General features: G+C 41.0%; 21 protein-coding genes. 9 read left to right on the top strand and 12 right to left on the bottom strand.

What is annotated here, in order from left to right; genetic code table 11:
• Positions 1-123 precede the first annotated feature (123 nt).
• Positions 124-1,584, bottom strand: a complete 1,461-nt coding sequence (locus C9J47_RS09845; protein ID WP_107253347.1) for an aminoacyl-histidine dipeptidase — start codon at positions 1,582-1,584, stop codon at positions 124-126.
• 661 nt (positions 1,585-2,245) lie between these two features.
• Between C9J47_RS09845 and vcdP the strand changes: the two genes are divergently transcribed.
• The 7 genes from vcdP (at position 2,246) to C9J47_RS09815 (ending at position 9,611) form a co-directional block, all read left to right on the top strand.
• Positions 2,246-2,353 (top strand): small protein VcdP, encoded by a 108-nt coding sequence (gene vcdP / locus C9J47_RS27635; RefSeq protein ID WP_483875170.1) that lies wholly within the window; start codon positions 2,246-2,248, stop codon positions 2,351-2,353.
• Between the two features lie 598 nt (positions 2,354-2,951).
• Complete coding sequence (locus C9J47_RS09840; protein ID WP_107241190.1) at positions 2,952-4,241, top strand: NCS2 family permease; 1,290 nt, start codon at positions 2,952-2,954, stop codon at positions 4,239-4,241.
• Between the two features lie 54 nt (positions 4,242-4,295).
• Positions 4,296-4,754 (top strand): xanthine phosphoribosyltransferase, encoded by a 459-nt coding sequence (gene gpt / locus C9J47_RS09835; RefSeq protein WP_006230876.1) that lies wholly within the window; start codon positions 4,296-4,298, stop codon positions 4,752-4,754.
• Between the two features lie 254 nt (positions 4,755-5,008).
• A complete protein-coding gene (gene frsA / locus C9J47_RS09830; protein WP_107253346.1) occupies positions 5,009-6,268 on the top strand; it encodes an esterase FrsA in 1,260 nt (419 codons plus the stop codon).
• Positions 6,269-6,425: 157 nt separating this feature from the next.
• Positions 6,426-6,827: a sigma factor-binding protein Crl gene (gene crl / locus C9J47_RS09825; RefSeq protein ID WP_006230878.1), complete on the top strand. Its 402-nt coding sequence runs from the start codon at positions 6,426-6,428 to the stop codon at positions 6,825-6,827.
• A 301-nt stretch (positions 6,828-7,128) separates the two neighbouring features.
• Positions 7,129-8,265, top strand: coding sequence for a glutamate 5-kinase (gene proB / locus C9J47_RS09820; RefSeq protein ID WP_107253475.1), 1,137 nt, complete (start codon positions 7,129-7,131; stop codon positions 8,263-8,265).
• Between the two features lie 89 nt (positions 8,266-8,354).
• A complete protein-coding gene (locus C9J47_RS09815) occupies positions 8,355-9,611 on the top strand; it encodes a glutamate-5-semialdehyde dehydrogenase (protein WP_107253345.1) in 1,257 nt (418 codons plus the stop codon).
• Positions 9,612-9,976: 365 nt separating this feature from the next.
• Here the strand turns inward: C9J47_RS09815 and C9J47_RS09810 are convergent, their stop codons facing one another.
• From C9J47_RS09810 to C9J47_RS09775, 8 genes are all read right to left on the bottom strand, one after another.
• A complete protein-coding gene (locus C9J47_RS09810; protein WP_107253344.1) occupies positions 9,977-10,366 on the bottom strand; it encodes a hypothetical protein in 390 nt (129 codons plus the stop codon).
• Positions 10,342-10,686, bottom strand: a complete 345-nt coding sequence (locus C9J47_RS09805; protein WP_107253343.1) for a DUF2608 domain-containing protein — start codon at positions 10,684-10,686, stop codon at positions 10,342-10,344. The genes C9J47_RS09810 and C9J47_RS09805 overlap by 25 nt, the downstream gene beginning before the upstream one ends.
• 473 nt (positions 10,687-11,159) lie before the next feature.
• A complete protein-coding gene (locus C9J47_RS09800) occupies positions 11,160-11,360 on the bottom strand; it encodes a DUF2897 family protein (RefSeq protein WP_107253342.1) in 201 nt (66 codons plus the stop codon).
• Positions 11,361-12,053: a M15 family metallopeptidase gene (locus C9J47_RS09795; protein WP_107253341.1), complete on the bottom strand. Its 693-nt coding sequence runs from the start codon at positions 12,051-12,053 to the stop codon at positions 11,361-11,363.
• On the bottom strand, positions 12,050-13,183 hold the full coding sequence (gene dapE / locus C9J47_RS09790) for a succinyl-diaminopimelate desuccinylase (protein ID WP_107253340.1): 1,134 nt from the start codon (positions 13,181-13,183) through the stop codon (positions 12,050-12,052). Before dapE ends, C9J47_RS09795 begins: the two co-directional genes overlap by 4 nt.
• A 14-nt stretch (positions 13,184-13,197) precedes the next feature.
• Positions 13,198-13,560, bottom strand: a complete 363-nt coding sequence (locus C9J47_RS09785) for an ArsC family reductase (RefSeq protein ID WP_107253339.1) — start codon at positions 13,558-13,560, stop codon at positions 13,198-13,200.
• Between the two features lie 98 nt (positions 13,561-13,658).
• Positions 13,659-14,123 (bottom strand): hypothetical protein, encoded by a 465-nt coding sequence (locus tag C9J47_RS09780; RefSeq protein ID WP_245903399.1) that lies wholly within the window; start codon positions 14,121-14,123, stop codon positions 13,659-13,661.
• Positions 14,124-14,188: 65 nt separating this feature from the next.
• Positions 14,189-14,584, bottom strand: coding sequence for an MAPEG family protein (locus C9J47_RS09775; RefSeq protein WP_107253337.1), 396 nt, complete (start codon positions 14,582-14,584; stop codon positions 14,189-14,191).
• A 453-nt stretch (positions 14,585-15,037) separates the two neighbouring features.
• Here C9J47_RS09775 and ompW point away from each other — a divergent pair, with 453 nt between their 5' ends.
• Positions 15,038-15,676, top strand: a complete 639-nt coding sequence (gene ompW, locus C9J47_RS09770; RefSeq protein WP_107253336.1) for an outer membrane protein OmpW — start codon at positions 15,038-15,040, stop codon at positions 15,674-15,676.
• A 201-nt stretch (positions 15,677-15,877) separates the two neighbouring features.
• Positions 15,878-16,159, top strand: a complete 282-nt coding sequence (locus C9J47_RS09765; protein WP_006230906.1) for a winged helix-turn-helix domain-containing protein — start codon at positions 15,878-15,880, stop codon at positions 16,157-16,159.
• Between the two features lie 57 nt (positions 16,160-16,216).
• Here the strand turns inward: C9J47_RS09765 and C9J47_RS09760 are convergent, their stop codons facing one another.
• From C9J47_RS09760 to narQ, 3 genes are read right to left on the bottom strand one after another with little or no spacing between them, the layout of a single operon-like run.
• Entirely contained in the window at positions 16,217-16,549 is a 333-nt protein-coding gene (locus tag C9J47_RS09760) for a DUF4156 domain-containing protein (protein ID WP_107253335.1), read from the bottom strand.
• Positions 16,549-17,175, bottom strand: a complete 627-nt coding sequence (locus C9J47_RS09755) for a response regulator (RefSeq protein WP_036803293.1) — start codon at positions 17,173-17,175, stop codon at positions 16,549-16,551. The genes C9J47_RS09760 and C9J47_RS09755 overlap by 1 nt, the downstream gene beginning before the upstream one ends.
• 9 nt (positions 17,176-17,184) lie before the next feature.
• Complete coding sequence (gene narQ / locus C9J47_RS09750) at positions 17,185-18,882, bottom strand: nitrate/nitrite two-component system sensor histidine kinase NarQ (RefSeq protein ID WP_107253334.1); 1,698 nt, start codon at positions 18,880-18,882, stop codon at positions 17,185-17,187.
• Between the last annotated feature and the right edge of the window lie 201 nt (positions 18,883-19,083).

Below are 19,083 nucleotides of genomic sequence, written 5' to 3'. Positions count from 1 at the left end.
GCCAAGAGATCTTATGGATAAGCGAAGAGCTTGATTTTTATGCTAGTTAGAAAAACTGGCCTGCAGAACTTAGGTACAAAAAGGCGAGTCCCAATGAACTCGCCTCTCGCATCTTTTTACTCGTTATTTCTTAACTGGAATGTTCTTCAGGATAGCAACCATTTGCTCCCAGAATAGATCAACAGTCGCGATCTGTACTTTCTCATCAGGTGAGTGAGGGAATTTAATGGTTGGGCCAAAAGAAATCATATCCATAGTTGGGTATGGTTCTTTGAATAGACCACACTCAAGGCCCGCGTGAATAACCATGATATTAGGTGTATTACCGTAGATATTCTTGTAGGTTTCACGGAATAGACGCATTACTTCAGAATCCGCATCGGGCTTCCAGCCTGGGTATGCGCCAGAGAATTCACACTGTGCACCTGCTAGATCAGCAATGGCTTTCAACATGCCTTCAACATTGCTTCGACCAGAATCCATCAACGAACGTATCAGACATAAGATAGTCACACTGCTAGATTCTGTAGTGATAACACCTACGTTCAGTGAGGTTTCAACCACACCTTCGATGTCATCACTCATGCGGATAACACCATTAGGGCACGCATTTAGTACAGCATTAAAACGGGTCTGTGTTGCTGCGGCGAATACATCTACAGGCAGCTCAGCAGGCTCAATAAACAGATTGATATCAGTTTCAACTTTACCTAGCTCTGCCACTAAAATTGAGTGGTAGTACGAGAATAGCTCGTTTAGCTTGTCAACGTTGGCTGCTGGTAATGTTGCGATGGCAAATGCTTCACGAGGAATCGCATTACGAAGGCTACCACCGGTAAATGTTGCTAGGCGAAGACCCAGTTCTTGAGCATGAGCGAACAAGAAGCGACCCAGTAGCTTATTGGCATTACCACGACCAGTGTGAATATCACAGCCAGAGTGTCCGCCTTTCAGGCCTTTAACAACTAGCTTAACGGCGGCGTGCCCTGCTGGAACAGCTTCGCGCTCAAGTTCTAGTGTGATTGCGCTATCTACGCCGCCAGCACAACCCATGTACACTTCACCTTCTTGTTCAGAATCCGTGTTTAATAGGATGTCGCCTTCAAGCCAGCCTTCTTGAAGACCGAAAGCACCAGTCATGCCAGCTTCTTCGTCGATAGTCAGTAAGACTTCAAGTGGACCATGCTCAACGTCTTTTGCTGCTAAAACAGCAAGACATGCAGCCATACCCATACCGTTATCGGCACCTAGGGTTGTTCCTTTTGCTGTAACCCATTCGCCATCAATAAACGGCTGAATAGGATCTTTTGTGAAGTCATGGTCAGTATCTTCATTTTTCTGCGGCACCATATCAATGTGCGCTTGCAGAACAACGCCTTTACGGTCTTCCATTCCTGGTGTTGCTGGCTTTTTAATGAATACATTGCCAACATCATCACGACGAACTTCTAATCCTTCGCTTTCAGCGAATTTGATGATGTGTAGAGCCAATGGCTCTTCGTGCTTTGATGGATGAGGAATAGAACAGATTTGATCGAAGAATTGCCACACAGGTTGTGGTGATAGTTGACTAATCTCAGACACAGCAGACTCCCTTTATACAATCTTGGGCTAAGGTTGTTATCCAGTATAATTGATGGATAAACGACCAAAATGATAGCAGAATTAACTATCATGGTTAACTCAAGCATACCATTGTGCAATTGGGTGAGGTAGCTAAATCTTAAAATGTGAAATGTGGGTATTCAGACTGTGACCACTCGCAAGAAGCTGTTCACTGGTAGCTGCAATATGCTCGCCTTGTTGCATGGTATTTAGGCTGTTCGTCTTTATCTTTACATGATAAACGTTGTGTTAGGTTCGCTTTTATCTTCATGACTGCCTTTATTCGTTATTTAATATAGAAGCGCCTAAAGGTGGCAACAAATTAACAATGCCAGCGTTACGATTTGGTCGCGTGCCAGTAACCTTTGGGATGCTTGTGCTGTAATAAACTTTCAATATAAGGTGATCCACAAGAGCTTTTGTCGAAAAGTGTGACGAGCTTAAAGAAAATGCTTGTAATTAAATTACGATGAGTTTATAGTTTGTTCATCTTCTAGAGAAGACAAATAAAACACACTAACTGCTCAGGATGAGCCCGATATATTGCCTCCAAGGAACCGAGATTAAGTGAGACCAACGACGGTCTAAATGCTCCAAGGAATTGAGCCATGCTAACTGTTGCATGTGTTTGGACTAACTTATGATTAAGGTAATTAAAATGAAAGCTTTTGACTCTATTGCATACTTCTGGAATAACCGCTCTGTTTACACGAGTAATTTCAGCTACCCGAGCTCTTTCGGTTATTAATTTTGCCGAGTAGTGTTGCCGACACTACTTAGCCGAACATATTGTTCACCCCAAATATTAAGAATATTTAAATAATCAAATCTGGTTATTTGCCCAAATTCTGCCGCCATCTCTTTTTGAGATGGCGTTTTTTTTGCCTCACGTTTAGGGGCCCCTCTGGATAATAGTAAGTAACTGATTAATCTGCATTCATCTCATTTATTTAATATTTCCCATGTAATGGCCGTATTTTTTGTTGTTAATATGATGAAAATATACCGAAGAGTGTGTATTCGATTACATATTGTCGTGAAGCGTTATTTTAACAAAAATGTTAGGGATATTAACGTTTGCCTATCGATAATAATTTTATATTGATGAAAAAGTGCACTTCGAAGCTAGTGCTTAAGTCTTTGGTTTTATATGATTTTATTTTTAGCTAGGAACTGTTGGGTGCTTTTTTGCTCGTTTGGTTAGTTTATTTACTGATGATTTGGTTATTTTCTGGAAATTGTGTTTTGAGAAGCATATAATCGCCCCCAAAATCGGACACGCAAACGTTTCCTATTTTAAAAACTTTTTTGAACTGCTGCGTACTATCTCCAAGGAATTGAGAGCAATGCTTGAGAAACTATTCAAACTGAAAGAGCACGGTACGGATGTTCGTACTGAATTGTTAGCCGGTCTGACGACTTTTCTAACGATGGCTTACATTATCTTTGTTAACCCAACGATGTTATCCAACGCGGGCATGGATCACGGCGCAGTTTTTGTTGCGACTTGTTTAGCGGCAATGGTTGGCTGTTTCATCATGGGGTTTGTTGCTAACTATCCTGTTGCTCAAGCGCCAGGCATGGGATTGAACGCATTCTTTACCTATACCGTTGTATTAGGCATGGGGCATACGTGGCAAGTTGCTTTGGCTGCTGTGTTTATTTCAGGCCTATGTTTTATCGTGCTTAGTTTATTGAAAGTACGTGAATGGATCATTAATGCGATTCCTTTAGCACTACGTACCGGCATTTCTGCGGGTATCGGTTTATTTTTGGCATTTATTGCACTACAAAGCTCTGGCATTGTTGTCGATAACCCAGCAACGCTAGTACATATCGGCGATTTAACCAGTTTCCCTGCAGCAATGGCAGCATTGGGTTTCTTCTTAACGATTGCACTGGTTCACCGTGGTTATAAAGCGGCTGTCTTAATTGCGATTATAGCGGTGACTGTACTGAGCGTGTTATTTGGTGAAGTGTCATACAATGGCATCATGTCAATGCCACCAAGCATTGCACCTACTTTCTTGCAACTGGATTTTTCTGGTGCAATGGAAGTTGGTCTTATTTCAATTGTTTTTGCTTTCTTGTTTGTCGATCTTTTTGATACGGCAGGAACGTTAGTCGGTGTGGCAACGAAAGCCAACTTAATCGATAAAGATGGTAAGCTACCTCGCCTAAATCGCGCTCTTTTAGCGGATAGCACAGCAACATCGATTGGTGCATTATTAGGTACATCAAATACCACATCTTTTGTCGAAAGTGTTTCTGGTGTGGCTGTTGGTGGACGTACTGGTTTAACGGCTGTTACTGTCGGCGTACTATTTTTATTAGCTTTATTTTTTGCACCGTTAGCGGGTATGGTTCCACCGTATGCGACTGCGGGTGCATTGTTCTATGTTGCTATTCTGATGATGTCGGGTTTAGTTAGCATTGATTGGCGCGACTTAACAGAAGCTGCGCCAGTGGTTGTTGTTTGTTTGCTTATGCCGCTAACATATTCAATTGCAGAAGGTATTGGCTTAGGTTTTATCACTTATGCTGCAGTAAAAGTAATGAGTGGCAAGGGACGTGATGTGAATATCAGTGTATGGGTGATTTCTGCTCTTTTCCTTGCTAAAATTATTTTTTTATAACAGTTTATAAACGTTTTTGGCGATAAATTCGCTGAATTTAGAGGTTCATTGGATATGAGTAATAAGTTCGTTATCACATGGGATAACATGCAAATGTATACACGTCAGCTAGCTGAAAAATTGCTACCAGCTGATCAGTGGAAAGGTATCATTGCTGTTAGTCGCGGTGGGCTAGTACCTGCAGCGATTCTTGCACGTGAGCTTAACATTCGTCATGTTGATACAGTGTGTATTTCAAGCTACGACCACGATCATCAGCGTGAAATGAAAGTACTTAAACAAGCAGACGGCGATGGTGAAGGTTTCATCGTAATCGATGATCTTGTTGATACTGGTGGTACTGCTGAACTGATCCGTGCAATGTACCCTAAAGCAAAGTTTGTAACTGTATGTGCTAAGCCTGCTGGTAAGCACCTTATTGATGACTACGTTGTTGATATTGCACAGGACACATGGATCGAGCAACCTTGGGATATGGCTGTTACGTTTGTTGAGCCTATCTCAAAAAAATAATTATTGATTAGCTGATTACAGTTAATTTCGCTAAAAAAGGTACCAGTGATGGTGCCTTTTTTTTTATCTGTTTTTTTGCAATATTGGTATTACAGATTGCTATCAAAGTAATGAAGGATTGAGTGATATACTATAAATTATATGCTGATCCTACGTGTTTTCATCGGCAGTCTTAAACCTATCATGACGGTAGTGTCTTGTTTTGTTTTTGCTGGCTTTAATGCGTAGCTTGATTTTAAATATCGGAGTCCATTGTGTCTGATACATCAAAAACAAATTTATCCGAACAGTTATTTGCACCTCGAATGAATACCCAAGAAACATCAAATTTGGTGAAAATAGCGAACTTAAAATCGGCCTCGGTGCATAATGCATTAGATGGAGATAGTGAGAAGGGGTGGTATCGTGTTTTACGCCGGCCTCAATGGATTTGGCAAGGTATTGATCCTATTGAGATGGAAGCGATTCTATCACGGATGGCGAGTTCAACAGCAACACGTACTAGCGATGAATTATTGGATACAGTTATTGGATATAAACCGGGTAACTGGACCTATGAATGGACGCAAGTAGGGGCAAAGCTACAAAAAAAAGCCCGTGCTTACGTTGAAGTGGGTCAGAAAGAAAAAGCAGCTGATACATTATTAAAAGCCAGTATGTATTACAGTGTTGCAGCATATCCACACCTTAAGGGCGATACGCTAGCAGCTCAAGCTGAGATCCAAGCAAATCAATCTTATCGCGAATCCATGGCGTTAACGCCACATCAAATACGTACTATTGATGTGAAGTATGAAGGTAAAACATTCCAAGCTTTTATTCATTTACCGCGTACTGATAAGTTGCTGCCTACCGTTATTGTAAGTGGTGGATTAGATTCTTTGCAATCGGACTTGTGGCGTTTATACCGCGATTACTTTGGCCCGGCTGGCTTTGCCATGGTGACATTGGATATGCCTTCTGTTGGTCATAGCTCTCGTTGGGCATTAACCGAAGATACTAGTCGTCTTCATCAGGCATTGGTACAGCAAATTCGCGATGTGCCTTGGGTTGATAATACCAAAGTGGCGATGCTGGGCTTACGTTTTGGTGGCAATGCCGCGATACGACTGGGCTTTATGGAACCGACACGATTAAAAACGTGTATCAGCCTAGGTGGTGCGATTCATAGCGTGCTTACTCAGCCTCAAATGCTGGATGCTATGCCACGTATGTATTTGGATGTGATTGCCTCTCGTATGGGGAAACACGGTGTATCAAAATCGAGTTTGACCTCGCATTTACCCGCGTGGTCGTTGAAAAATCAAGGCTTATTAGGTCGGCGAAAAGTAGATATCCCAATGTTAGGAATCAGCTTAAAAAATGATCCTGTTTGCCGCGAAATAGACAATCAATTAATAGAAATGTCGAGTCGTGGTGGTAAAGCAATAACATTGCCAGACACACCGCTACATGATGGTTATCATCGCTCAATGGTCACTGTTATTGAATGGCTGAAAGATAAATTAGCATAAGGGAAGTGACGAGAACTGGTCTGATGATGTAAATAAAATGTTGCCAATACGTGTCTATTATGGCTTTAATGGTTTTATAACTGACTTAGACCATACCTAAGTGGCTGAGTATTTTATGTATGACATTACATACATATACTATGGATGGGGATATGCGATGACTACTGATACTATTTTTCCGCCACATGGTCGTTTAATGACGAAACTGACGGCGCTTGGACCTTATTTACGCAAACAGCAATCCAAAGAAGGTGAGTTTTTCTTTGACTGCTTAGCAAGCTGTATTAGTGCCAATAAATCTCCTGAAGAGCGCGAATTTTGGGGGTGGTGGTTAGTCTTAACGGCAACTGATATCGGCTTTGAATACCGTTACGATTTTGGTCGCTATGATGCGAAAGGTAACTGGATTAAAGGTTCGTTACCGGCAAAACATGCTGAAGCTGTGCTAAAAACACTAGATGATTTTTATGTTAAATTGACTAAATTTGTCAAAGAAGATTGTCAATTGGATATACAAGCAAGCGCTGAGTTAGAAGAAGCGGTACTTGGTTCTGCGTAATAAATAACAAACAAACGATCTTAAAAGGCTTCATTGTTAGCGGTTAGCGACAAAGAGGTCTTTATCATTTTAACGGTACTTTAGGCTGTTTCGTTCTATTTTTAGCTGAATCCCATTTTATTTTATTAATTCTTCATATGATTGCTGCATTTCTCTTGTGATCTTGCAATGGGATTGATAAAACAAATGCACACTTATTATCTACTTTTTGTTTATTCCCATGGCTGATACTAAACACCTAAATGTTAATGCACTAAAGCTTGAAGGCGATCTTTCGAATGTTGAAAAACACGTAGGGTCTATGACACCGCCTTTATCGGATAAACAAACGCTCCCCCCCAAGCAAACCATTGTTGTAAAGCTTGGTACCAGTGTATTAACGGGTGGTACTTTGAAGCTAGATCGTGCTCATATGGTTGAGTTGGTTCGCCAATGTGCTTATCTTCGACGCCATGGTCATAAAGTAATTATTGTGACATCAGGTGCGATTGCAGCTGGTCGAGAGCATTTAGGTTATCCTGAACTGCCTAAAACAATGGCAAGCAAACAGTTACTTGCTGCTGTAGGTCAAAGCCGTTTGATTCAAGAGTGGGAAAGCTTGTTTGGCATTTATGGTCTTCATGTCGGTCAGATGCTGCTAACACGTGCCGATCTTGATGATCGTGAACGTTACTTGAATGCACGAGATATGCTTATTGCCTTATTAGATAACGGCATTATTCCAGTTGTAAATGAAAACGATGCGGTTGCTACCACTGAAATAAAAGTAGGCGATAATGATAATTTATCTGCTTTGGTGGGTATTTTAGGTGGTGCAGATAAACTGCTGCTATTAACCGATCAACCCGGTTTATTTACGGCGGATCCTCGTAATAACCCAGATGCAGAGCTTATTCGCGAAGTGCATACCATTGATGAAACACTGCGCAAATTGGCGGGCGGCAGCGTAGGTGGTTTAGGTACTGGCGGTATGGCAACTAAACTACAAGCCGCAGATGTTGCTCGTCGTGCGGGTATTGAAGTGATTATTGCAGCGGGTAGTCGCCCCGATGTGATTTCTGATTTAGCCAGTGGTGAGTCGGTAGGAACACGCTTTCTTCCGTTAGATACACCACTAGAAAGTCGTAAGCGTTGGATTTTAGCAGGCCCCCCACCAGCTGGTGATATTGTGATTGATACTGGTGCCGCTAAGGCCGTACTGGAAAGAGGTAGTAGCTTACTATCGAAAGGTATTAGCGAAGTAAAAGGGGCATTTGAACGTGGCGAAGTAGCACGAATTTTCGATACCAACGGTGTTTTGTTAGCCCGCGGTATTTGTCGCTATTCAAGCCGCGATATGGCAATGATTGTAGGTAAGCACAGCCAAGAAATTTATAAAGTGCTGGGTTATGAATATGGTCCTGTTGCTATTCACCGTGATGATCTAGTGGTTATTTAAAGTCATCATTTAAAGTGGTTATTTACAGTAGTAATGTAATTAAACCAACGTAACGTATATTGATGACTTGGCATGAAAGAGGAAATATTGTGAATCTTGAACATATGGGCAAAGCGGCTCAAGAAGCGGCTTTCGAATTAGCAACAGTGGCAACAGCACAAAAAAACCAAGCATTAGCGATCATTGCTGATGAGCTAGAAGCAAACAAAGATGCGATTTTGGCGGCCAACGCTAAAGATATTAATGCCGCACGTGAATCAGGCATGACAGATGCGTTGATTGATCGCCTTTTGCTGAATGAAGAAAGGCTAACCGGCATTGCCAATGACGTACGTAACGTGATCAGTTTAAATGATCCTGTAGGTGCCGAGCTCGATAGCCGAGTATTAGAGAACGGTATGCGTTTAAGCCGCCGCCGTGTGCCTTTGGGGGTTGTTGGTGTTATTTATGAAGCCCGCCCAAATGTAACGATTGATATTGCTGCACTGTGTTTGAAAACGGGTAATGCAAGTATTCTACGTGGTGGACGCGAGACATTTCATTCCAATGTGGAATTAGTGAAAGTCATTCAAGTCGCACTGAAAAAAGCAGACTTACCAGCCGCATCGGTTCAGTACATCGACAAACCGGATCGTGAGTTAGTATCGCAGTTACTGCGCCTTGATCAGTACGTTGATATGATTATTCCACGTGGTGGTGCTGGCTTGCATAAAATGTGTAAAGAAAACAGCACCATTCCTGTGATTATCGGTGGCTTTGGTATTAGCCATGTTTACGTTGATCATTCTGCGGATATATCTCGTTCAATTGATGTGGTTGAAAATGCCAAAGCGCAGCGCCCATCAGCGTGTAATGCATTGGATACGTTGTTGGTGAGCGAAAAAGTGGCAGAGACTTTTTTACCCCGCTTAGCTGAGCGTTTAAACAAAAGTAACGTTGAATTTGTTGCTGACGATGCGGCGTATTCTTTCCTTGAAGGAAAAGCGGCGGCATTACGTCATGTTGCAGACGGTGATTTTGATACTGAATGGCTAAGTTTCACGTTAGGCGTAAAAGTGGTTGCCGATGTTGCAGAAGCGATTGCTCATATGCGTAAACATAACGCGAGCCACTCTGATGCGATTTTGACTAACGATATTCAATCTGCTGAACGTTTCGTTAATGCGGCAGGCTCTGCTGCTGTGTATGTGAATGCATCTACACGCTTTACAGACGGTGCGCAGTTTGGTTTAGGTGCCGAGGTTGCAGTATCTACTCAGAAGCTGCATGCACGTGGCCCTATGGGCTTAGAAGAGCTAACAAGTTACAAGTGGGTAGGTCAGGCTGACTACTTAGTACGCCCATAAGTGTGATGCTTATACCAAGCTAGAATAATGGTATTGCTCATCAAAAAAGTTGCCATTGGCTGGCTATTGTATAGAAATCCTCAGTGTAAAAGCTGGGGATTTTTTTGAGCTTCATATCAACCTATGATCCTTTGTGATTAAACCAAAGGTAGGTATTGCCAGTGATTTAAGGTGTTGTTTATTAACACAAAAAATTACTTTTATAAGGTACACGTTAGTTATCCTTTTCTCAATCTTTCTTAGATAAAAAAAGGTGATGTATATCACAAATACTATATGCCAGCTGTTTGATAATGAAATCCCCACGAACCAATACGACACGTGGGGATTGAAACCTAGCCAATTTTACAGCCAGCATGATATTTTTATTTGCTGGCTTTTTTCCCTAAAACTGCTGGCGAAAATATTACTGTTTTATTACCGTCACTTATATGAAAAATTCTTTTGCTTATGTGTTTAGGTATTCTTAAATTATCAATGACTTTGCTCAAATAGCAGGGTTTACCCAAAGCCTTTTCAACTTCTTCCACTGATATGGGGGTGTCCTGATTCTCGAATAGGTAAGATAATAACCTCTGATTACCAGACCCTAACCTAACCGTAACAACAATTTCACCACCAATCCGCATATGATTACCATCAAATGATATTACATTAATAGATTTCAGATTAATTATCATTATTGACAAAAGAAACATTACTTCAATTATGCATACAATAAAAAACAATGTTAATCTTGCTTCGATGGTAAGCATTTTTTAATTTCCTGACACTGAGATCTAATATGAATATTGCTATTTAATATTGGCAATTTACAGTATTTATCAACCAGATAAAATTGACCCGTCCACTTAATATCCTTCCCTGATTTTTTGCTACACTTTGAAACTACGGCATCAACTTCCTTACTCAAGATATCGACGATTATGACTTGTTGAGCTTTGTTTTCATCAATGAGAGCCTTAACTTCTTGTCCTTTATCTTGGTAATCAGAAAATACTATCCCTACAGCCAAAATCCAACCAAGAATACCCAAAATAGAAAGGCCTATCGTTGTAAGTTTTCGAACATCCATTTGTTATAATCCATAAAATAAGCCGCGCACAATACACCGCTAAGAATTTAATAAAGCTCTAAAATACCTAAAAATTATATCAATCTTGTTGCTTAGCGAGGGTTATATCGAAAAGTAATGAAGAAGTACAAACTTACTGATTTTTAAATATAATTCGGTTTAGAATGCGTCAAATATATCCCAAAAAGATAAATGTTAAGAGAGGGGGGGGCATTTTTAATCATCGGCTGTCGCTTCACGTCAGCGAGTGTGCTCCTTGCTCTACGTTCCCGATATAATTAATGGATTTGGTATAAAGTGGAATGAGAATGAATCCTCCAATGTTGAGGAGCAGAAATATACATAATGATCGTTTTTGGTTTAATAACAAAAGATCAGGTTGTGATATTGAAACGACGTTAAAAAATCCCCAGTGTTTTAAACTGGGGATTTGTGTATAAGAGACAGGATTATTGGCCACCTTTTTTGTGAGGCTAGTTGCTAGTCTTGTTACTGCTATTTTTATTATCTTCTTTTTGCAGTGCTTGTTCTTTGTCGTGTTTTTCTTTGAGGTATTTAATTTTGTCACGATCACCGAACTTCATGTTGGCCGTGTATTTCAACGCCATAATGTTGCTAACAACGACACTTAGTATGACAACGGTAATCACCCAAGGGTTAAGTAACCATTCCATTTAGACCTCACAGGTATTAGTGATGAACCTTGTATAAAGACTATCAAGGTTTTTCAGGATCTGCGACTTTCCTGCTACGTCATTTTCACTAAGTGTGTGGTAAAGCAGATCAAGCGTAAGCTGTTGCTGTAAGGTCTGGCTTATTGGGTGATAACTAATGTGCCAAGGCTCTAGGGCAACGCCACCTTTATCTTCAGCATAAGGTAAGTAAAATCCATACTTACCCATATGTGCACTTAGCCATTGATTAAATTCAGCTTGATGTCCGTTGGTTTGGTATTCCCATGGTTCTAGCTGTAGTGAGGTGTTTGCAGGTAAACAGTTTTTAGCATAGACATCGACATCAGTTCCCCAGTGGTGTCGGCTTGCACCAGGTAATGCAGACCAGCGTAAAATAGCTTCAACCTTTTCTAATTCAGATAACGTGCTCGCATCTAATGGCTGGCTGTTGCTATCAAGCAAAGGTCTTAAGCCATTAAATTTATTATTCCATATGATTAATTGACGTTCAAAAGGGCGAAAAGCACTAGCTAGTTGCAAATCAAATCCAGCGAGCTGTGCGGCCTGTTGTAAGGCCGCAAAAGCTGGCTGCATATCTTTATGCAGAAGATGTTGTTGATGGCTCACTAAGTGATCAGTATTTTGACCAGTGAGTTGCCCAGCAGTTAGCTGCTGGGCGGATGTTGTGATCATGTTAGTGATTTTTCTAAGACCTTTTGGTACATATCCGTGAGCTTTTCCAGATCGGCAGCTTTCACACACTCATTCACTTTATGAATTGTCGCGTTAACAGGGCCCAGCTCGACAACCTGTGCGCCTGTTCTAGCAATAAAGCGACCGTCAGAGGTGCCACCTGTCGTCAGCAGTGCTGGTTTGGTGTGATTCACGTCTTCAACCGCAGCAACGACAGCTTCAACCAATGTGCCTTCATCCGTTAAAAATGGATGACCGCTGAGTGTCCATTTCAGATCATAGTTTAGACCGTGTGCATCTAGAATAGAGTGAACGCGGCGTTTTATTTCACCATCGGTTAATTCTGTGCTGAAACGAAAATTAAACTGCACATCAAACTCACCAGGAATCACATTAGATGCCCCAGTACCTGACGCTAAGTTAGCAATTTGAAAGCTGGTGGCTGGGAAGTAAGTATTGCCGTTATCCCACGTGGTAGCAGCCAGTTCAGCTAATGCGGGTAACGCTTTGTGAACAGGGTTATCTGCAAGGTGTGGGTAAGCAACGTGCCCTTGAATGCCTTTAACCGTAAGATCGCCAGTGATTGAGCCTCGACGACCATTTTTAACCACATCACCTACTGCATGTGTGCTTGAAGGTTCACCCACAATACACATATCGATTTTTTCATTACGCGCTTCAAGGGTATCAATAACACGGGTTGTACCGTTAATGAATGGCCCTTCTTCATCTGAGGTAATCAACAGGGCTATTGAACCTGTATGATCGGGATGCTCGGCAAGAAAACGCTCGATAGAGACGATCATGCAAGCCAACGATCCTTTCATGTCTGCTGCACCACGACCGTGTAAATAGCCATCAATGATCGTTGGTTCAAACGGTGGGGTGTGCCACTGTTCTAATGAACCAGCAGGAACCACATCAGTATGACCTGCAAAGACAAACAGTGGTGCTTGTGTACCACGGCGTGCCCATAGGTTAGTTGTATCATCGAAGACCATCGTTTCAATGACAAAACCGAGTTTTTCTAGACGTGCAATCATCACGTCTTGGCAACCAGCATCTTCTGGTGTTACGGAATTGCGGCTCATAAGGTCTTTCGCTAATGCGATTACCGGGCTGTCTGACATCCTTGTTTCCTTTATTACTTAGAGAGTGGTTGCTGGAAAATTTCTTGATATTGCGCTGGTTTGAAACCGAGGTGATAGCTATCGTTATGAACAAGTAACGGGCGTTTGATCATTGCTGGTGATTCCAACATTAAGCAAATCGCTGTTTCTTGGTTTAGGTTGGCTTTTTGTTCGTCAGTTAACTGGCGGAAAGTCGTGCCACGTTTATTGACCATGGCTTCCCAACCTAATTGAGATTCAAATTTTTCTAACATTGCTTGATCTAGACCATCAACTCGGTAGTCATGGAAAGTGTAATCAATACTTTCTGCTTCTAGCCATTTTTTCATTTTCTTAATGGTGTCGCAGTTTTTAATGCCGTAGGCGATTGTGCTCATAATGATGCTGACTTTATTTTGTTATTTGTTAGCTTTCCTTTATAGCGAGAATAGCTAACCTTCGCAATGGGTGATGGTGGTCACTTTTTAAAACAGACTTATTTTGATTCGTTTAACCATTCATCATTCGCGTCTTGGCGAAATTCTTGATAAAAGGTCTCCACTTTTTTTGCTTCATCATCTGCGAGTGTAAAAGGCGTAAAGCTATCCCCATTGATGACAGAATTCAGAGTGACTGGCTGAGCGATAATGGCGTTATTTTTTATTGTGACGAGACAACGCGTTTCATCGAAATAAGTAAAAAGGCTGATTGCATTATTTTCGTTTTGCCATGAATAGACAGACAACACACCGTTTGTCAGTGTTAGTTCATCTTCAATTAAGCGCTGCGGGGCTTGAAAAATGATCAATAACGATGCGGCATTGAGTTCCAGCGGTGTTCCATTAGTAAAGGCTTGATGAACACTTTGTCTTTCTTTTTCAGTTAATACATCAAGTAATACGGGTTTCTGTTTGATCGCATCTTGTGTGGCCTTAAGTAATTTTTGTGCACCGCTCATCATATGACCTTATTTATAGGTATAAAAAAGCACAGATATTACTACTGATACTGCTTGGCTGCTACTTATCAACCCAAGGCTACGGCCATTTTAATTAGCCAGCCACACGCAATGATATTGGTGAAAAAGATTAACGACCGCCAAGGGCTCAACTTGAAAGCATAACAAAGAATATAGAGTAGGCGAGTTGCGAGAAATAGGTAAGCGGGCAGGGCGGCTTGCTCTTCGGGTACTCCAGCTAAGTGGGCAATAAAAATACAAATGGCAAAAACAGGAATGATTTCCCAGCCGTTCGCTTGGGCTGATTTTATTCGAGCTGCGGCTCCCGTCAAAGCACGTTCTTGAACTCGAGGTTGATTAATATCAAATCTACCCGTTTGTTTTATCGTTAACCAGCCTCCTAGTCCTGCCAAAAGGTAGTTAACAATTATCAAGATAATAATGCACCAGAAAGCAGGTGTCATAACGACTCCGTTGAACAAAAATAAGCAGAATTTTAAAGTGTTGTAGTCAAACTTTAGACTATCAAGCCAATGAAATTACATTTGTTTCTTCGATGTTAAGTCCAGAATAATGATTGTTGTTTAATTAACCATTTTATTTTTGTGGTTAATTAAGTTCAAAAAGACAGAAGTAACGTTAAAAAGAGGCCTAGCTTACACGCTAATTATGTGACACAGAGTACCTATTAAGGGTGAGAGAAGTACAACTTTAGGATCGGGAGCGTGTTGTCGTTAAATATGGTTTTAAGTTATTGATCTGAATCAAAAGTTATTTATTATAGTGAATTTTTATAAATTGATTTCAATCAATAACAGGGTGTTTCAAAATGGTTACATTCTGCTCCGTTCCAACATGAAGCCCCAAATTAGCCTGAATACGATAAATTCAGCTCAAAAGGAATGGAGATAATAATAATGAAAAAGACCCTTTGTACACTAGCAGTAATAGCCAGTATCACAGCCGCTCCCCAAGCTTTAGCGCATAAGAAAGGTGATTTTCTTGTACGTGCAGGTATTGCATCGGTTGTACCTAATGAAAGCAGTGATGATGTGCTTAATTTAGGTGAGTTTAAGATCGACTCAAATACCCAGCTAGGTCTGACGTTTGGTTATATGATCACTGATAACATCAGTTTTGAAGTGCTAGCGGCAACCCCTTTCAAACACAAAATCTCTTTAGGCTCACTAGGTGAAATCGCAGAAGTAGAGCAGTTGCCACCGACGTTCATGCTGCAGTATTACTTTATGGATAGTGGCAGTAAACTGCGTCCATACGTAGGTGCAGGTATCAACTACACCACGTTCTTTAATGAAGAGTTTAATACTGCTGGTAAAGATGCAGGTCTGAGCGGTTTGAAACTGGAAGATTCATGGGGGTTGGCTGCCAATGCGGGTCTTGATTATATGATCAACGATGATTGGTTTGTCGGGGCATCGGTATGGTACGCCGATATTAGCACTGATGTGAAATTCAAAGCGGGTGCTGATGATGTGACTATTAAAACTGATATTGACCCTTGGGTATTTATGATTTCTGGTGGTTATAAGTTTTAAACATCGTTAAACAGGAGAGATCTTTAAAAATGGCATGTCTGATGTCTGACGTGGCACTTTTTTACTTTTTTTATGTGCTAGTGAGACCTAAGTCGCACTTTTGACTTTGTATAGGGTGAAAACTAAATAGCTAATTGATCAAACTCAACATGCCAGTTGTGGATCTCGGAATAATGAAGCCTCTGTATTATGGAGGTCTCAATGGAACTGAATCCAGTTTTTGCTCGCCGTCTTTATTTGGCATTACTTGTTGAGCATACCGAACGCCCAAATGTACCAAGGTTGATTGAACAAACTGGTTGGCCACGCCGTACGATTCAAGATGTATTGAAAGCTTTGCCGGGTATCGGTATCGAACTTACGTTTATTCAAGATGGTAAACGACACAATGATGGCTATTATAAGCTAAGTGATTGGGGGCCTTTCGATCTGCAATGGGTTGAAAACCGAGAAAAGGATCTCATTACCTCTGTTGCTTGCTAAAAGAAAACCGCAGTTACTGCGGTTTTTATTTACAACGTAATAATAAAAAAGTGAGCATTATGCTTTAGGGCATAAGTAAGCATTTGCAGTTATCGTGACGGATGTGCCAAAGGTTTGTGGGGCGTATAGATGGATAGTATTTGCACCCAGTTTCCCTGCTTTATTTCTGAGATTATTCAACACAGCTTCTGTCAAATCACCATCGTTCAATAACCAGTAGTTGTACCACGTACCTTGAGAGGCCACTATGGTGCCTTTGGGTTCACATTCACTCATATGCAGAGTGTCATTCCATGTCACCTGAACTGGCTTACCATCGTGGTGTAAGGCGGTTGTTTCGCAACCCACTAATAAAAAAGAAAGTAAGCCAATAAAGTATATTTTCTTCATTATTGCCCTTGTGCTTCTAAATACAAAACAGTGGCTGCTGTACGTGATTTTACTTGTAGCTTTTTCAGTAAACTTTTCATATGTACTTTAACGGTCGCTTCTGAAATAAACAGTGCATCTGCAATTTGTTTATTACGGTAGCCTTTAGCAACTTCTTGTAATATTTGAGTTTCTCTATCAGTAAGTGAGCTTAATAGGCAATCTTGCTCTGTATTACTTTCTAAGTGTTCTCGAACGATATTACTGTAGGCTTTACCCCCACATAATGCTTGCTTCAGCAGGCTAATTAATTCATCGGGTTCAGTATCTTTCAATAAGTACCCATCAGCACCTGCAGCGACCAGCGCTTTCACATCAGAGCGACTATCTGAAACCGTTAGTACTACGATGCTGGCAAGAATACCTTCAGCACGCATTACATTTAACGTATCAAGACCAGACATGCCTTTCATATTCAAATCAAGCAAAATAAGATCGGGATTTTTTTCATGTGCCATAGCAACAGCATCTGTTCCGTTGCTTGCTTCGCCAATCATTTCAAAATCTGGTTCAAAGCTTAATAATTGACCAATACCACGTCGCATAAGTGGATGATCGTCCACTATCATTATTTTCCAACACGTCATACTTTGTCCTCAAATTTCAAGCGAAAAGGTTAAGTTAACTTCACAACCATCGCCTAGCATTGTTGTAATCTTAATATTGCCATGTAAGCGCGAAGCCCTTTCAGCCATTATGGCTAAGCCGTAATGGTTCAGTTTTTCATTTTTAGGGTCGAAGCCTAATCCATCATCGGAAATTTTGATATCAACCTGTTCATCTTTTTGACTACAAGTGACAATTATCTCGTCAGCTTGAGCATGTTTTATCGCATTCAACACTGCTTCTCGAATGACTTGAAGAACATGTATTTGATGATGTGCATCTAGGCTCAACGACGACAAATGGTTATCAATAACCAGTATGGCATCGGTTTGATTATCGAGTGGTTCTAGCATTTCGACTAATGCTTCACCAAAGTCCGCCTCTTTAATGGTTAAGCGGAACGTGCTCAATAATTCACGTAATTGAGTATAAGCACCGGATAAGCCGCTATCTATATCTGTCACAATGTTATTGGTATTATCACAGCCATTATCTTTTTCTTTTAACTGACGTTTCAATAGCGTCATTTGAATCTTAAGGTATGACAATGATTGAGCTAATGAATCATGTAACTCTCGTGCAATTGTTGCACGCTCTTCTAAGAGTAGTAACTGCTCACTTTGCTTTTGCGCGCGGTTATAATAAATTCCCCGAGCCAAAATGTTTGAAATATTGTCTATAAGGGTTTGATCGGGGCAGGGTAGTGTATATTGCCAGCATAATTGCCCTAAATTTTGCCCATCAATGTTGAGATCTTGATAATGCCAGCGCTGGTCTATTTCTGTTCCGACCACGATCTCGGTATTGCCAACCTTGGTTTCATCTATGATGAGTTTAGCAGCCGTAAGCCCTTCTATCGCAACTAATGTTTCAAGCATTGTTGAAAAATTTTGCGAGGTCAGCCGGCTAACCGATAACTCTTGTGAGCAGTTATAGAGCACCTGTAATGATTCGTTAGCATGGCGTAATCGACGGGTTTTCTCATCGACTTTCTCTTCCAAGCCACGGTATAACTTTCCTAGTTCAGACGACATTTTACTGAAGTTGTCAGCTAAAATACCAATCTCGTTATCACTTTTAATATCAATGTTTATATCAAAATGACCGCTTTGTACTTTTCCGCTTGCAGCGACTAATTGGTTTAACGGCGACACAATTTTTCGCTGCGTAAAGTGAATGGTAAATAGCGCCACAATTAAGATAAGGCTTAAGCCGATCCCTCCAGCTACAGATAACACTTGTAGCTTGATAACCGAGAACTCTTGCAGCTCGAAAACAAAGCGATCGATGAGGTGAACAAACTCAGCCACTTCTTGCAGGTATTGATCTTGTTTGGGGGTATGCATTAACGGGTGTAAATTTTCCCAGCGATCGATCAATCCGTAATAATGTTTTTTGATGTTCGTGGGAACAGTCCAATGCTCTAGTGCTGCCATCGAGGGAGAAAAGAGGGATTGTTCAAATTGGTCTAGATGGTGAGTTAATTCGGGTGAATTCGTATTGATATCATAAGCTAATCGATAGCTCTGCATACGCAATGAACCTGAAACATTAATGGCTTCTGCATCGTTTAAACTTGAGGCTAATGTTAAAAGCGCAAAGCTGGTCGTCGCGACGGATAATAGCAATATAACCAGCATTGCACGGGCAATTGTGGATGTGACTGGTTTGAGTGGTCGGTTTTGCACAGTCTTTCCTTTTTGGGTGAAAGGCAATGTAATCATTAAGAATAGTTGGGTAATGTTTTGTATTACACCATACTTGATGCTGTACCCCGTAGATGAATAGTGTGAGGGTTGACGTTTTATTTTATTGATCCAAAACAATTAACCCCGCAAATTAGCCCTAAGTGGGTATTTAAGCATTTGTGACTATATTTACACTTACTA

Origin of the sequence: Photobacterium indicum, from assembly GCF_003026215.1 — a bacterium.
In the GTDB taxonomy this organism is placed as follows: domain Bacteria; phylum Pseudomonadota; class Gammaproteobacteria; order Enterobacterales; family Vibrionaceae; genus Photobacterium; species Photobacterium indicum.
The sequence above is the reverse complement of the archived record's forward strand: the minus strand, read 5'-3'. Positions and strand labels throughout refer to the sequence as shown.

Excerpts from the sequence above, each read along its gene's own strand:
- vcdP (WP_483875170.1), top strand. The coding sequence starts at position 2,246 with ATGATTAAGGTAATTAAAATGAAAGCTTTTGACTCTATTGCATACTTC.
- C9J47_RS09840 (WP_107241190.1), top strand. The coding sequence starts at position 2,952 with ATGCTTGAGAAACTATTCAAACTGAAAGAGCACGGTACGGATGTTCGT.
- gpt (WP_006230876.1), top strand. The coding sequence starts at position 4,296 with ATGAGTAATAAGTTCGTTATCACATGGGATAACATGCAAATGTATACA.
- crl (WP_006230878.1), top strand. The coding sequence starts at position 6,426 with ATGACTACTGATACTATTTTTCCGCCACATGGTCGTTTAATGACGAAA.
- proB (WP_107253475.1), top strand. The coding sequence starts at position 7,129 with ATGACACCGCCTTTATCGGATAAACAAACGCTCCCCCCCAAGCAAACC.
- C9J47_RS09810 (WP_107253344.1), bottom strand. The coding sequence starts at position 10,366 with ATGCTTACCATCGAAGCAAGATTAACATTGTTTTTTATTGTATGCATA.
- C9J47_RS09805 (WP_107253343.1), bottom strand. The coding sequence starts at position 10,686 with ATGGATGTTCGAAAACTTACAACGATAGGCCTTTCTATTTTGGGTATT.
- C9J47_RS09800 (WP_107253342.1), bottom strand. The coding sequence starts at position 11,360 with ATGGAATGGTTACTTAACCCTTGGGTGATTACCGTTGTCATACTAAGT.
- C9J47_RS09795 (WP_107253341.1), bottom strand. The coding sequence starts at position 12,053 with ATGATCACAACATCCGCCCAGCAGCTAACTGCTGGGCAACTCACTGGT.
- dapE (WP_107253340.1), bottom strand. The coding sequence starts at position 13,183 with ATGTCAGACAGCCCGGTAATCGCATTAGCGAAAGACCTTATGAGCCGC.
- C9J47_RS09785 (WP_107253339.1), bottom strand. The coding sequence starts at position 13,560 with ATGAGCACAATCGCCTACGGCATTAAAAACTGCGACACCATTAAGAAA.
- C9J47_RS09780 (WP_245903399.1), bottom strand. The coding sequence starts at position 14,123 with ATGATGAGCGGTGCACAAAAATTACTTAAGGCCACACAAGATGCGATC.
- C9J47_RS09775 (WP_107253337.1), bottom strand. The coding sequence starts at position 14,584 with ATGACACCTGCTTTCTGGTGCATTATTATCTTGATAATTGTTAACTAC.
- ompW (WP_107253336.1), top strand. The coding sequence starts at position 15,038 with ATGAAAAAGACCCTTTGTACACTAGCAGTAATAGCCAGTATCACAGCC.
- C9J47_RS09765 (WP_006230906.1), top strand. The coding sequence starts at position 15,878 with ATGGAACTGAATCCAGTTTTTGCTCGCCGTCTTTATTTGGCATTACTT.
- C9J47_RS09760 (WP_107253335.1), bottom strand. The coding sequence starts at position 16,549 with ATGAAGAAAATATACTTTATTGGCTTACTTTCTTTTTTATTAGTGGGT.
- C9J47_RS09755 (WP_036803293.1), bottom strand. The coding sequence starts at position 17,175 with ATGACGTGTTGGAAAATAATGATAGTGGACGATCATCCACTTATGCGA.